Here is a 425-nt window from a genome sequence, read left to right as displayed (position 1 = left end):
AATTAAGTGTTTTAGTTTAATCAGCAGACACTAATTATGATTATTTTCGCTTGAATATTCCTAAGTGGTACACAACAGAATATCGAAGGAAGTATGGAATTCAAAAAGAGAAATGAGGTGAAGTTTCTTGATAGAAAATAGCTGGGAATTAGAATTAAATGAATATATTCGTCAAGGTGAGCCAGACAAAATTGAAAAAAGTAATGCATGGAAAACCGCTATTGGTCTTCAGGATGTAGACGGACTTAAACCTTCTGCATACTTGATTGAAACTGCGAAAAATCATATTGAGGGTAATATTAGCATAACGGAAGCAGATAAGCGTATTCATAGCTATTATGAAGAACGAAAAGACAGAAATGAAATGGAAGAAGATACTAAGGAAGCAGATATAGTTTCTGTAAGAATTGCAAAATTACTTGGAG

Annotated in this window: 1 protein-coding gene; it reads left to right on the top strand. The window is 32.9% G+C overall.

Features of this window, described 5'->3' with window-relative positions; genetic code table 11:
• Window positions 1-127 precede the first annotated feature (127 nt).
• Window positions 128-425, top strand: a 298-nt coding sequence (locus ASU35_RS06670) for an antitoxin VbhA family protein (RefSeq protein ID WP_172794608.1), incomplete at its 3' end; no start/stop codon positions are given.

Origin of the sequence: Acetivibrio ethanolgignens (assembly GCF_001461035.1) — a bacterium.
Classification (GTDB): Bacteria; Bacillota; Clostridia; order Lachnospirales; family Lachnospiraceae; genus Velocimicrobium; species Velocimicrobium ethanolgignens.
The sequence above is the reverse complement of the archived record's forward strand: the minus strand, read 5'-3'. Positions and strand labels throughout refer to the sequence as shown.